This window comes from Rhodothermales bacterium, from assembly GCA_039944855.1.
Lineage (GTDB): Bacteria > Bacteroidota > Rhodothermia > Rhodothermales > JANQRZ01 > JBBSMX01.
Genome location: JBDUXZ010000005.1, coordinates 442,277 through 454,933 on the forward strand (window position 1 = coordinate 442,277; position 12,657 = coordinate 454,933).

13 protein-coding genes are annotated in these 12,657 nt (G+C 69.8%); 8 read left to right on the plus strand and 5 right to left on the minus strand.

From position 1 onward, the window contains the following. Positions 1-128: 128 nt before the first annotated feature. The 4 genes from egtB (at position 129) to ABJF88_04460 (ending at position 3,879) form a co-directional block, all read left to right on the plus strand. Complete coding sequence (gene egtB / locus ABJF88_04445; GenBank protein MEP0546158.1) at positions 129-1,460, plus strand: ergothioneine biosynthesis protein EgtB; 1,332 nt, start codon at positions 129-131, stop codon at positions 1,458-1,460. 159 nt (positions 1,461-1,619) lie between these two features. Continuing rightward, on the plus strand, positions 1,620-2,600 hold the full coding sequence (gene egtD / locus ABJF88_04450) for an L-histidine N(alpha)-methyltransferase (GenBank protein ID MEP0546159.1): 981 nt from the start codon (positions 1,620-1,622) through the stop codon (positions 2,598-2,600). Positions 2,601-2,680: 80 nt separating this feature from the next. Then, positions 2,681-3,439, plus strand: coding sequence for a polyphosphate--glucose phosphotransferase (gene ppgK, locus ABJF88_04455; GenBank protein MEP0546160.1), 759 nt, complete (start codon positions 2,681-2,683; stop codon positions 3,437-3,439). An 83-nt stretch (positions 3,440-3,522) separates the two neighbouring features. Continuing rightward, on the plus strand, positions 3,523-3,879 hold the full coding sequence (locus tag ABJF88_04460) for a nuclear transport factor 2 family protein (protein ID MEP0546161.1): 357 nt from the start codon (positions 3,523-3,525) through the stop codon (positions 3,877-3,879). 9 nt (positions 3,880-3,888) lie between these two features. Here ABJF88_04460 and ABJF88_04465 read toward each other — a convergent pair whose 3' ends face one another. From ABJF88_04465 to ABJF88_04485, 5 genes are all read right to left on the minus strand, one after another. Further along, the gene (locus ABJF88_04465) at positions 3,889-4,440 is read right to left on the minus strand and encodes an SPOR domain-containing protein (GenBank protein ID MEP0546162.1); all 552 of its coding nucleotides are present in this window, start codon (positions 4,438-4,440) and stop codon (positions 3,889-3,891) included. Between the two features lie 250 nt (positions 4,441-4,690). Next, positions 4,691-5,434, minus strand: a complete 744-nt coding sequence (gene deoC, locus ABJF88_04470; GenBank protein MEP0546163.1) for a deoxyribose-phosphate aldolase — start codon at positions 5,432-5,434, stop codon at positions 4,691-4,693. A gap of 190 nt (positions 5,435-5,624) precedes the next feature. Next, entirely contained in the window at positions 5,625-6,095 is a 471-nt protein-coding gene (locus ABJF88_04475) for a hypothetical protein (protein ID MEP0546164.1), read from the minus strand. Between the two features lie 28 nt (positions 6,096-6,123). After that, entirely contained in the window at positions 6,124-7,509 is a 1,386-nt protein-coding gene (locus tag ABJF88_04480) for a sigma-54 dependent transcriptional regulator (protein MEP0546165.1), read from the minus strand. Between the two features lie 94 nt (positions 7,510-7,603). Further along, the gene (locus ABJF88_04485) at positions 7,604-8,578 is read right to left on the minus strand and encodes a diacylglycerol kinase family protein (protein ID MEP0546166.1); all 975 of its coding nucleotides are present in this window, start codon (positions 8,576-8,578) and stop codon (positions 7,604-7,606) included. A gap of 108 nt (positions 8,579-8,686) precedes the next feature. Here ABJF88_04485 and ABJF88_04490 point away from each other — a divergent pair, with 108 nt between their 5' ends. The 4 genes from ABJF88_04490 (at position 8,687) to ABJF88_04505 (ending at position 12,630) form a co-directional block, all read left to right on the plus strand. Then, entirely contained in the window at positions 8,687-9,613 is a 927-nt protein-coding gene (locus tag ABJF88_04490) for a helical backbone metal receptor (protein ID MEP0546167.1), read from the plus strand. Then, on the plus strand, positions 9,610-10,629 hold the full coding sequence (locus ABJF88_04495; protein MEP0546168.1) for an iron ABC transporter permease: 1,020 nt from the start codon (positions 9,610-9,612) through the stop codon (positions 10,627-10,629). The genes ABJF88_04490 and ABJF88_04495 overlap by 4 nt, the downstream gene beginning before the upstream one ends. A gap of 114 nt (positions 10,630-10,743) precedes the next feature. After that, entirely contained in the window at positions 10,744-11,772 is a 1,029-nt protein-coding gene (locus ABJF88_04500) for a polyprenyl synthetase family protein (protein MEP0546169.1), read from the plus strand. 114 nt (positions 11,773-11,886) lie between these two features. After that, a complete protein-coding gene (locus tag ABJF88_04505; protein ID MEP0546170.1) occupies positions 11,887-12,630 on the plus strand; it encodes an MBL fold metallo-hydrolase in 744 nt (247 codons plus the stop codon). The last annotated feature ends 27 nt before the right edge of the window (positions 12,631-12,657 follow it).

Consider the following 12,657-nt stretch of genomic DNA (forward strand, 5'->3'; position numbering starts at 1 on the left):
GGGTGGGCCGCGCCCGAGCGGACGTGCGGCGATGTGACCCGTTCGTTAACCGGCCGATGCGGCAGAATCAGAACGCGGCACGAGATACGGCGTAGCACCTCGAACCCCGTCCCCACATCTCCGCTGCCATGTCCTCTCCCGCTCTCCTCTCCCCCGCGGTTTCCCGCGACGCGTTCCTCGCCCTCCCCCTCGCCGAGCAGTACCGCGCCGTCCGCTCGTTCACCGAGACCCTCACCGAGCCGCTCGCGACCGAGGACTACGTCGTCCAGTCCCACGCCGACGTGAGCCCGACGAAGTGGCACCTCGCCCACACGACGTGGTTCTGGGAGACGTTCGTCCTCGCCGAGCACCTCGACGGCTACGCGCTCTACGACGCGCGCTACCCCTTCCTCTTTAACTCGTACTACGTGCAGGCGGGCGAGCGCCACTGCCGGGCCCAGCGCGGCTACCTCTCGCGCCCGACCGTCGCCGAGGTGTTCGCCTTCCGTGCGCACGTGGACGAGGCCATGCAGCGCCTCCTCGAAGGGATGCCGGGCGACGTCAAGAGCCCGCTCGCCGAGGTCGTCCGCGTAGGGCTCAACCACGAGCAGCAGCACCAGGAGCTGATGGTGACGGACATCAAGCACGTCTTCTCCGTCAACCCCCTCCGCCCGGCGTACCGCAGCGGCGACGCGTACGCCGCCGCGCCCGACCCCGGCCCGATCCGGTGGGTCGCCTTCGACGAGGGGCTCCACGAGGTCGGCTACCTCCCCGAGCGCGACGGGCCGTTCACGTTCGACAACGAGACGCCGCGCCACCGCGTGTTCGTCGAACAGTTCGCCCTCGCCGACCGGCTCGTGACGTGCGGCGAGTACCTCGCGTTCATGGAGGACGGCGGCTACGCTCGTGCCCCGCTGTGGCTCTCCGAAGGCTTCGCGACGGTGCAGGAGCACGGCTGGTCCGAGCCGTTTTACTGGGAGCAACGCGACGGCGCGTGGTGGCACTTCACCCTCTCGGGGATGCGCCCCGTCGATCCGAACGAGCCCCTCGCGCACATCTCGTACTTCGAGGCCGACGCCTACGCCCGCTGGGCCGGCCTCCGCCTCCCGACCGAGTTCGAGTGGGAGGTCGCCAGCGAAGGCGTTCCGATGACAGGCAATTTCGCCGAGGACGGCCCGCTGCACCCGACGCCGCCGGAGCGCGTCGCGGGCGGCGACGGTGCGCCCACACCGCCGCGCCTCCGTCAGCTCTTCGGCGACGTGTGGGAGTGGACGCGAAGCCAGTACTCCCCGTACCCCGGCTACCAGCCGCTCCCCGGCGCGCTCGGCGAGTACAACGGCAAGTTCATGTCGAACCAGTTCGTGCTGCGCGGCGGGAGCTGCGCGACGAGCCCGACCCACATCCGCCCGACGTACCGCAACTTCTTCCCCGCCGACGCGACGTGGCAGTTCACCGGCATCCGCCTCGCCCGCGACCTGTAAAGCGCGTGCGGGAGTTTGGCGGTACGGGAGTGTGGGAGGTTCTCAAACTTGAAACGGGAAGCCCTCCGACACCTCCAAGCTCCCCTGCACCCACACGCACCCCCTCTCCCTTCTCCGACGGCGCCGCCCTGTCTGGTCCTGCGTCCCAATTTTTCGCCCATGGCCTCCCCTTCCCTGCCCGACGCCCCCGCCGAAACCACCGACCGCGAGGCGTTCCGCTCCGACGTGCTGACCGGGCTCGGTCGCCCTCAGAAAGCGATCCCGTGCAAGTATTTCTACGACGAGCGCGGGTCCGTCCTCTTCGACCGGATCACGGAGACCGAGGAGTATTACCCGACGCGGACCGAGCTCGCCATCATGGAGACGCACGTCGACGAGATGGCGGCGCACATCGGGCCGCGCGCCGCACTCATCGAGTACGGCAGCGGCTCCAGCCTCAAGACCCGCGTCCTCCTCGACGGGCTCGACGACCTCGCGGCCTACGTCCCCATCGACATCTCGCAGGCCCACCTCTTCGCCACGGCCGAGACGCTGCGCGAGGCGTACCCCGGCCTCCCGATCCTCCCCGTCGCCGCCGACTACACGGCCGACTTCGACCTCCCGCCGCTGACGGACGCCCGCAAGCGCGTCGTCTACTTCCCCGGCTCGACCGTCGGCAACTTCGACCGCGCGCAGGCGGCGGACTTCCTCGACCACGCAGCGGAGGTCGCCTGCGGCGAAGACGGGACGTGCGGCGGCCTCCTCATCGGCGTCGATTTGAAGAAGGACCGCGCGACGCTCGAAGCGGCGTACGACGACGCGGCCGGCGTCACGGCCGCCTTCAACCTCAACCTCCTCACGCGCATCAACCGCGAGCTCGACGGCACGTTCGACCCCGACGGCTTCCGCCACCGCGCCGTGTGGAACGACGACCTCGGCCGGATCGAGACGTACCTCGTCAGCACCCGCAAGCAGACCGTGACCGTGGACGGCGAGGCGTTCCACTTCGCCGAGGGCGAGCGCGTCCACACCGAGAACTCCCACAAGTACACCGTCGAGGGCTTCGCCCGCTTCGCCGCCGCGTCCGGGTTCGTGCTCCGCCAGGCGTGGACCGACCCCGAGGATTTGTTCAGCGTGCAGTATTTCGAGGTAAACGCGTAGATTCCCCCTGCTCCACGGTTCTCTCCCACACGGAACCGAGGCTGGGCTCGGCCTCGCTCCGTCCAACCGATGGTCAGGGTATGGCGAAGAAGAAAGCTCCCAAAATCGTGCTCGGCGTCGACATCGGCGGAACGGGCGTCAAAGGCGCGCTCGTCGACGTCCGCAAGGGCACGCTGACGGCGGACCGGCTCCGCATCCCCACGCCGCAACCCGCGACGCCCGAGGCCGTCGCCGTGACCGTCGCCGAGATCGTCGAGCACTTCAAGTGGAAGGGGAGGCTTGGCTGCACGATCCCCGCCCGCGTCCGCCGCGGCGTCGTCGAGACCGCGACGAACATCGACCAGGCGTGGATCGGGACGAACGCGCAGAAGCTCATCGGGAAGGCGACCGGCCTCCGCTGCGCCGCGCTCAACGACGCCGACGCGGCCGGCATCGCCGAGGCCCGCTTCGGCGCGGGCAAGGGGAAGAAGGGCACCGTTGTCCTGCTCACGTTCGGCACCGGCGTCGGCAGCGCTGTGATCGTCGACGGCGACCTCGTCCCGAACACCGAACTCGGCCACATGCGGTGGAAGGGCGACATCGTCGAGAACTGGTCGGCGAACTCCGTCCGCGAGCGCGAGGAGATGGAATGGGAGGAGTGGGCCGAGCGCGTGCAGGACACGCTCGACTACGTCGAGACGATTCTCGCGCCCGACCTCCTCATCATCGGCGGCGGCGTGAGCCGGCAGAAGCGGTGGACGGAGTACGGCCCGCTCCTCAAGACGCGGGCGAAGCTGAAGCCGGCGGCGCTCACGAACGAGGCCGGGATCGTCGGCGCGGCGTGGTACGCGCGGAAGTAGCGGAACGGGCGACGGGTGGGCACTTTGCGGGCGGGCTCCGGTATAACCGGCTCCTCTCTCTTTTCCCCTTCCCCTCTCCTTTCATGGCTTCCTTTTTCGACCAGCACCGCCAGCACCTCCTCGCCGGCGACGCCGACGGCATCGCCGGGCTCTACCACGACGACGCCGAGATGCTCTCGTTCGAGTTCGGCGCGAAGCAGGGCCGCGACGCCATCCGCGACCAGTACGCCGCCTTCTTCGACTTCCACGGTTCGATCTCCTCCGTCGAGATCAACCGGAAGGTTGATCTCGACGGCAGCCTCTTCGTCGAGTTCACGATGGAGAGCGAGCGCGGCACGTTCCAGCTCATCAACGCCTTCGTGCTCGATGGCGGGAAGGCGCGGCGGCACTTCACGAACGTCGTGCAGGGCGAGGTCGAGGCCGATGAGTCCGAGCGGTGAGTCGCTCGACTATTGCCCGCCCGTGCCGCCGAGCGTGACCACGTCGGGGACGATGAACGCCTCGGGAAACCGGCGCTGGATGACGGGGAGCGCCGCCTCGGCCTCGCGCCGGAACTCGAACGCGCCGAGCCGCACGCGGTAGTACGGCTGGTTGAAGTAGACCTCCATCGGGAGCCCGTTCGGGAACGCCGCCGCCGCGTCGAGGTCGTCGCGCACGACGCGCCACCACCCGTCGGCCTCGTCACGCACGTCCTCGGCCGCCGCCTTGTCGGCCGACGAGAAGACCTGCAGCCGGTAGCCCTGCACCGTGCGCGGCCCCTCCATCTCCGGCATCTCGATCTCCCCGTCCATCAGCATCGCCGGCACGTCGTGCTGGATCGCGGCGTCGACGGGGGCGGGCTCGGCGTCGTACGGGGCCGGGTCGAAGGTCTCGTACGCCGGCTGCTCCCGCTCGTCGACGGGCTCGGGCTCGGGGTCGCGGTCGGTCTCGCGGGGTCCGCTGCACGCGGTGAGGCCGAGCAGGGCGATCAGGAGGAGGGCGAGCGGGAGACGGCGGATCATCGGCGGGGGAAATGGAGAGCGGGTCGCCCCGAAGATAACGAGCCGAGGAAGCGGAGAGGCTACGCATCGGGGAAACGTCCAGGGCTACCGCCTACTCGCAACGTGCGGTCGAATCTGCCCTGTCTGATCGCCCTCACGAGCGGCCGACCTCCCCCTGTCCCCCTCCTCCGAGGAGGGGGGACGCTCTTTCAAACGGGGAAACGTCAGCTCATCGATTCCTCGGCTCTTTCGTTCCTCGGCTCTTCCGCTCCTAATACCCGTCGCCGCCGGCCCCACCGCCCTGCACAATCGCCACGGACGCGCTCGCGCCGATCCGGCTCGCGCCGTGCGCCACCATCTCCATCGCGTCCTCGTACGAGCGGACGCCGCCCGACGCCTTCACGCCCATCCCCTCGCCCACGACGCGCCGCATCAGCGCCACGTCCTGCGGGCTCGCCCCGCCCGAGGCGAAGCCGGTCGACGTCTTGACGAAGTCGGCGCCGGCGTTCTGCGCGAGGACGCACGCGATCACCTTCTCCTCGTCCGTGAGGAGCGCCGTTTCGAGGATGACTTTCACGAGCGCCCGCCCGCTCGACGCCTGCCGCGTGGCGTCGACGACGGCGCGGATGTCTTCCTCGACCTCGGCGTACATCCCGCTCTTGAGGAAGCCTACGTTGAGGACCATGTCGAGTTCCGTCGCCCCGTCGCGGACGGCCTGCTGCGCCTCGAACGCTTTCACGGGCGCGCGGCTCGCGCCGAACGGGAAGCCGAGCACGGTGCAGACCGCCGGGACCGCGCCGCGCAGCGCCTCGGCGGCGAGCGGGACGTAGCACGGGTTGACGCACACGCTCGCGAAGCAGTGGGCGCGGGCCTCGGCGCAGAGCGCGCGGATCGCGTCAGCCGTGGTGTCCGGCTTCAGCACGGTGTGGTCGATGAGCCGGGCGATCGGCGGGGCGAGGGCGCAGGCGTCCGACGGCTCGGCCTGCGCGCCCGTCGCCGTCTCCGACGCCCGCATCCCGACGCGGCACGCGCCGACGCCGACCATCCGTTCGAGCGTGCGCTGGAGTTCGTCGTCGGCCGAGGAGCCGGCGCGGGGCGTCCACCCTTCGAGGCGGCGGATGAGGTCTTGCTTTTCCTGTTCGGTCACGGGGACGTGGGGCGATGTGAGTGTTCGGACGTGGGGACGAAAGGTAGCGACGGACCGTTCATTCTACGAGTCGGTATTCCACCCGCTCCGACCCAACGACCGCGTAGAACCCGAAGGTCAGCGCACCGCCGACCGCAGCGAGAGATACGAGATACACACACAGATCATCGATGAGTATGTCGTCGTCGTTGCAACTCAGCGCGGTACCGAGTCCGAAAAAGGCCGCTCCGACACCCGCCCACAGCTTCACGTTCGATGCTCGGGGATCCACGACGAGGGCGCGGACGCTGTCCGTCGGCACCGAGCGCGGCGTGTCTTCCGCGAGCCAGCGTGTCGAGTCTTCGTGTACGCGGAGGCGGGTGCCGCGCTCACGCGCGACGCCGTGAACGACCTCGACCGTCTTGCCGCCGAGATCCTCCGTCACCCCAGCCAGCGCCTCCGCGTCGGACCGGCTCACGGTGTGGACCGACGTGCAGCCGACGCCCAGGACGCCGGCGAGCGCAATGACGAAGAGGTGAGCGACAGCCACGTTCACGCGCCCGGCCTCCCCCACTCGCCTACGCATCCTCCAACGCCTCGTCGAGGTTGTACTTCTTCCGCTTCTCCCACAGCGTCTTCTTCGAGATGCCGAGGAGGCGGGAAACCTCGGCGTACGACGTGTCCGTGGTCTCGAGGATGTGGCGGATGTACTGGTGCTCCAGCTCTTCGAGCGAGCCGCCGCTGCGGAAGCGGAAGTAGCCGTCGGCGTTGTCGTCGCCGAAGCCTTCGGTCTTGAGCAGGACGAGGTCGCTCGCGTCGAGCGTGTCGCCGCGTGTGAAGATCAGCGCCCGTTCGAGCACGTTGCGCAGCTCGCGGACGTTGCCTGGCCAGTCGTGCTCGAGCAGCTTCTGCTCGGCCTCCGGCGTGAAGCGCTCGACGTTCCGCTTCAGCTCCTTGTTGAACGACTCCACGACCTCTTTGGCGATGAGGAGCACGTCCTTCCCCATCTGCCGCAGCGCGGGCAGCCGGAGCGAGACGACGTTGATGCGGAAGAAGAGGTCTTTGCGGAACGCCTTCTCCGCCACGCGCTCTTCGAGGTTCGCGTTCGTCGCGCAGACGATCCGCGTCGTGACGCGGATGTCGTCGGTGCCGCCGAGGCGGCGGAACGTCCGGCTCTCCAAAAACGAGAGGAGCTTGGCCTGGAGCGGGATCGACATCGAGTCGATCTCGTCGAGGAAGAGCGTGCCGCCGTCGGCGATTTCGAGGAGGCCGGTTTTGGAGGCGCGAGCATCGGTGAAGGCGCCCTTCTCGTAGCCGAACAGCTCGGACTCGAGGAGGTTGTCGGGGAGCGCGGCGCAGTTGATCTCCATGAACCGCCCGGCGTTCCACTCCGAGCTGAAGTGGATCGTCTTGGCGACGAGGTTCTTCCCCGTCCCCGTCTCGCCGCGGATGAGGACGATCGTGTTCGGGATGTCGCTGAGCGTCTCGATCGTCTCGCGGACCTTATCCACCTCGGCGCTCGTGCCGACGATCTTGCCGACGTCGTGCGCCTTTTTCTGCGCCTTCTTGATCTGCTTCAGCTCCTGCTTGTCGCTGTAGAGGTCGAGCGCCTTGTGGAGCAGGGCGCGCATCTCCTCCAGGTTGACCGGCTTCTGGAGGTAGTGGAACGCCCCGAGCCGCATCGCCTCGACGGCCGTCTGCACCGACGAGTGCGCCGTCATCATGATGACGGGGAGCGTGAGGTCCCGCTCGCGGAGCGCTTCGAGGAGGTCGATGCCGGACATGTCTGGCATCATGAGGTCCGTCAGGATGAGGTCCGGCGGGCCGTCGGAATCGATCGTCTCCAGCATCGCGACGGGGCTCACGAACGACGAGGCGTCGTAGCCGTCGCGGCGGAGCACGGTGGCGAAGAGGTCGCCGATCTTGGGGTCGTCGTCGACGACGCAGATGGTCTTTTTACTCATATATCGTGGCAGACGCTATCAATAAACAGGCAGTTTGCACCAGAAGATAAACCGTTTCTATTCGTAATCCCTCCCTCTTTTTCGAGCACGAGGCCTAGATGCGAGGCCCGACGCGGAGCATCCGGAACGCCGCCGGCTGCACCTCCACCTCGACCTCGACGGCCGACCGCGTCAGCACCTCGCCGTCGACGTGGATCGGGACGCCGGCCGAAAGGCGGAGCGTGAGGGCTTCGAGCCGGTCCATCCGCACCTCGGGCTCGTGGAGGTGGCGCCCGGCGATGGCTTTGGGCAGGAGCCGCGAGATGCGAGCGAGTGAGAGCGGGCCGGAGACGAGGCAGAGGTCGAGCAGGCCGTCGTCGATGCGGGCGTCGGGCGTGAGGCGGAAGCCGCCGCCGACGGAGGTCCCGTTGCTGACGGCGGCGAGGAAGAACGGCCCCGCGTACATCGGTGGCTCTGCCGTGGGCTGCGGTTCACCGGCGGCGACGGGCTCCCGACGGCGCACCTCGACGTCGGGCTGCTGCCAGATCCGCAGCGCCTTCGCCACGGCCATGACGTAGCCCGAGATGCCACGGAAGACTTTGAACTGCGCGGCCTCGGCCGCCACGAGCGCGTCGAACCCGATCCCGACGGCGTTTACGAACACGGCCTCGTGGATGTGGTGGACGTCGCCCGCATCCCGCCACCGCACGATCCCGGCGTCGACGGGCACGACGTCGGCGGCGAGGAGGGCGCGGACGGCGTCGGAAGGCCGCTTCGGGACGCCGAGTTGGTGCGCGAAGTCGTTGCCGGTGCCGAGCGGCAGCACGCCGAAGGGCGTGGCATGGGCGTTGCCGAGTAGCCCCGTCGCCACCTCCTGCACGGTGCCGTCGCCGCCACCCGCGATCACGGCGTCGAATTGCGTCGCGGCGCGGCGGGCGAGCGTGGCCGCGTGGTTCGGCCGCTCGGTCGCGATGATCTCGAACGGGACGCCCGACGCTTCGAGTGCTTCCCGGAGTTGGGCACGGGCGCGCCCGGCGCGGCGGTTGCCGGCCGCGGGGTTGAGGATGACGGCGACGGAGCGAAAAGGCATCGGCGGAGAGGCGAGCGCGGCGAAGCGCTCAAGGTACGGCGGCCTCGCGTCACAGGCCGATGCCCGGCCGTCCGCGTTACCTTCCGGCCTCCGTCCCCCGATCCCCGTATGCCGCTGCCCGTCCGTCTCTGTCTTCTGCTCGCCGCCCTGTTTGCCACGGGCTGCGGCGAGCGCGACGCCGCCTCCGCGCCCGCCGCGCCGACGCCCACCGACGACCTCGGCCGCGCCGTCGCTGTCGCTCCGCCCGTTGGCCGCGTGCTGACGCTCGCGCCGAACCTGACGGAGATCCTCTTCGCGGCAGGCGGCGGCGCTGCCCTCGTTGGCGCGAGCCAGGCCGACGACTTCCCCGCCGAGGTCGCCGCGCTCCCCCGCTACGGGACGTACCCGCTCGACCTCGAAGCCGTCGTCGCGCTCCGGCCCGACCTCGTGCTCGCGACGAATCAGGTCAACAACCCCGACGACGCCCGCCCCCTCGCCGAAGCCGGCGTGCCGACGTACTTCTTTTCGTTCGAGACGCTCGACGACGTGCAGCGCGCGCTACGCCGCGTCGGCGAACTCGTCGGCACCGAAGCCCGCGCCGACGCCGCGGCTGATTCGTTCGAGACGCGACTCCAACGCCTCGCCGCTCGCACCGATTCGCTCGCTCGGCCGCGCACGCTGCTGCTGATCGGCGACGAGACGCTCTTCGCGTTCGGCAGCGCGTCGTACACCCAGCAGATGATCGCGCTTGCGGGCGGCGAGAGCGTGACGGCACACTTCGACGGCGAGGCCGTCACGCTCTCCGACGAGTTCGTGCTCGAAGCCGCGCCCGACGTCATCGTCGGCACGTTCGGGGCGGACACCGACGCGGCTCGCCTGCTCGCGCTCCACCCGGCGTGGGCGTCCGTCCCCGCCGTCGCCGCCGGCCGCGTCCACTCCGTCGACCCGGACCTCGTGCTCCGCCCCGGCCCCCGCCTCGCCGACGGCACCGAGACGCTCGCCCGCCTGCTCCACCCCGTGGCGTTTGGTGATCCATCCGGCGGAGGGACGCTGTGAACCGCGCGGGGCTCGTCGGGCTCGGGCTCGTCGTCGCCCTCGTCGTGTCCCTCGCCGTCGCCGTGGCGTTCGGGAGCGCGGACGTAGCGCTCGGCGACGTCGGCCGCGCCGTGCTCCACCGGCTGACGGCGGGGGCCGTCGCACCACCGGGCGAGGTGGCCGACGTGATCGTGTGGACGCTCCGGCTACCGCGCGCGCTCCTCGCCGCGCTCGTCGGCGGCGGACTCGCCGTGATCGGCGTGGCGATGCAGGCGCTCGTGCGCAACCCGCTCGCCGAGCCGTACATCCTCGGCGTGTCGAGCGGGGCCAGCGCGGGTGTGTCGCTGTTCTACCTCGGCTTCCTCCCGCCCCTCCTGACGCGGACGCTCTCACTCTCGCTCGCGGCGTTCCTCGGCGCGCTCGCCGCCATGCTCGTCGTCTACCTCGTCGCCCGGCAGGGCCCGCGCATCTCGACGGCGCGGCTCCTCCTCGCGGGCGTCGCCGTCTCCGCGTTCCTCGCCGCGCTGACGGCGTTCGTCACCTTCGCCTCGCCGGACCCGAACAAGATCCGCACGGTCCTCTTCCTCCTCCTCGGCTCGTTCGCCGGAACGACGTGGGGCGGCGTCGCGCTCCCCGCCGCCGGCGCGCTCCTCGGGCTCGCCGTGCTGTGGGTGCTCGCCCGCCCGCTCGACGCGTTGCTGACGGGCGAGGAGCCCGCGCAGAGCCTCGGCGTCCCAGTCGAGGGGCTGAAGCGGACGCTCGTCGGGCTCGCGGCGCTCGTCACCGGCGTGCTCGTCGCGGCGAGCGGGATCATCGGGTTCGTCGGGCTCATCGTCCCGCACGCGGTCCGCTTCGTCGTCGGCGTCGGGCACCGGCGCGTCGTGCCGCTCTCGTTCGCCGCCGGCGCGCTCTTCCTCGTGTGGGCCGACCTCGCCGCGCGCACGATCCTGCCCGATCAGGAGGTGCCCGTCGGCGTGCTAACCGCGCTCTGCGGGGTGCCGTTCTTCCTCGCCCTCCTCCGCCGCTCCGGGGTGTGACGCGGGACGATCGACCCGAACGCCGTACTTTGCCCCCATCGAATCTTCCCGGTCGGGGTGCAACCTGTGGGCCGCAACGCCGGTAGCATCTTTCAGGAATAAGTGAAACACCGCATGGAGCCCACAACCACCGCCGCCGCCGCTCGGACCGCCGCTCTCGACCGGCCCTCCTCCCCGTCGCTCACCTCGATCCGCCGCCCGGTCGAGGACGAGCTCGACGCGTTCCGGAGCTACTTCCGCGACTCCATGCGCTCGCGCGTGGGGATCCTCGACAAGATCACGCGCTACGTCCTCCGCCAGAAAGGGAAGGAGATCCGGCCCGTCCTCGTCCTCCTCTCGGCGCAGCTCTGCGGCGGCATCACCGAGCGGAGCTACCGCGCCGCCGCCCTCGTCGAGCTCCTCCACACCGCCACCCTCGTCCACGACGACGTGGTCGACGACGCCGAGCGCCGGCGCGGGCTGTTCTCGATCAACGCGCTGTGGAAGAACAAAATCGCCGTGCTCCTCGGCGACTTCCTCCTCTCGCGCGGGCTCCTCCTCGCCCTCGACCATAAGGACTACGACCTGCTCCACACCGTCTCCGACGCCGTCCGCCGGATGTCCGAGGGCGAGCTGCTCCAGATCGAGAAGTCGCGCCATCTCGACATCGACGAGGAGACGTACTTCCGCATCATCTCCGACAAGACGGCCTCGCTCATCTCTGCCTGCACGACCTGCGGCGCCGTCTCCGCCACCGACGACGCCGACGACATCGTCGCCCTCCGCGAGATCGGCGAGAAGCTCGGCCTCGCCTTCCAGATCCGCGACGACCTCTTCGACTTCGGCGACGTGGACGTGGGCAAGCCGCTCGGCATCGACCTGCAGGAGAAGAAGATGACGCTCCCGCTCATCGTCGCCCTCCGCGAAGCCGACGACGCGGAGCGGAAGCGGATTCTGAAGGTCGTCAAGAAGTCGAAGAAGAGCCGCGACGACATCCACGCCGTCGGCGAGTTCGTCCGCCGGATGGGCGGGCTCACGTATGCCCGCGACCGGATGCAGACGCTCGCCGCCGAAGCCGCCGAGTCCCTCGCCGCCTTCCCCCCGACTGAGGCGCGCGACGCCCTCCTCGACCTCGCCGCCTTCATCGTCGCGCGGAAGAAGTGATGGTCTCGCGCTGACCCAACCCGGAACGGTGGCGCCATCCTGTAGAGACGCAGCATGCTGCGTCTCTACGTGTATTTTGACGCGTCTCTCATTGCCCCATCGCCCCTCTCGATTATGATACTCCACCTCCTCGGCACCGGCGCGGCCGTCTCCGATCCCCACCGCACGACGACGATGCTCGCCGTCTCCGACGGTACCTCCACCCTCGCGATCGACTGCGGCGGCGACCTCGTCCAGCGGATGATGGCGGCGGGCATCGACCTCGCCACGCTCGACGGACTCGTCGTCACGCACGAGCACCCGGACCACGTCAGCGGCTTCCCGCTCTTCATGGAGAAGCTGTGGCTCTTGGGCCGGAGCCGGCCGATCCCGGTCTTCGGCATCGCCCCGGCGCTCGCGCAGGCCCGGAAGCTGTGGGAGGCGTTCGACACGACTTCGTGGGACACGCCGCAGATCGACTGGCGCGAGGTGGCGCACGAGCCCGACGCCGAGGTACTCGCGAGCGACGCATGGCGCATCACGGCATCGCCCGTGGACCACGCCGTCCCGACGATCGGTCTGCGGATCGAGCACGCGGAGACCGGCCGCGTGATCGCGTACTCGTGCGACACCGCCCCGTGCGAGCACGTCGTCGAGCTCGCGCGCGACGCGGGGCTGCTTGTCCACGAGGCGACAGGCCATCAGCCGGGCGTCCATTCTTCGGTGGAAGAGGCCGGCGAGATCGCAGCCAAGGCGGGCGCGCACCGGCTCCTCCTCGTCCACCTCCCCCCCGGCCTCACCGACGACGACCTCGAACCCGCCCGGCGCTGGTTCACCGAGGTGGAGTTCGGCGAGGAGTTGGAGGCCTATCCGATCTAGCCGGCCCTGTGCAGCGCGCCATTTCAT